This is a genomic window from Xanthomonas pisi DSM 18956 (assembly GCF_001010415.1).
GTDB classification, from domain to species: domain Bacteria; phylum Pseudomonadota; class Gammaproteobacteria; order Xanthomonadales; family Xanthomonadaceae; genus Xanthomonas; species Xanthomonas pisi.
Genome location: NZ_JPLE01000276.1, coordinates 1 through 360, shown reverse-complemented (window position 1 = coordinate 360; position 360 = coordinate 1). Strand labels below are relative to the sequence as shown.

At 66.9% G+C, this 360-nt stretch carries 1 protein-coding gene; it reads right to left on the bottom strand.

Translation table 11 applies throughout. The features are described 5' to 3' along the window. Nucleotides 1-58 precede the first annotated feature (58 nt). Nucleotides 59-360: YkgJ family cysteine cluster protein (locus tag Y887_RS18000; RefSeq protein WP_046965657.1), on the bottom strand; the 302-nt coding region annotated here is incomplete at its 5' end.

Genomic DNA, 360 nt, shown 5'->3' with positions numbered 1-360 from the left:
CCCTGCGTGCCCCGGGCCGGTGCCGTGGCGGTTGGCGGTGACGTTCGCTGGTGCGGCGCTAGCCGTTGGTCTTGCTGCGATAGGCGCAGTAACCGGGGCGCGGCCCGATGCGCGGGTGGTTGCGGCAGGTATCCGGACGCTTGGCATAGACCGTGCACAGACGCGTCTTGCGGTCCAGATAGAGGCAGTCGCCATTGGTCAGGCGCGTCAGCGTGAAGATCTCGTGCTTGTGATTGAAGTGCTCGACGATGCCGGCCTTGCTCAGGCGCTTGGCGATGTTCTTCGCCGGCTCGTCGCGCTCGAAGGCGTCCACCAGCTCCAGGCGGATCAGGTCATCGATGCGCACCTCCACCGGCAGGG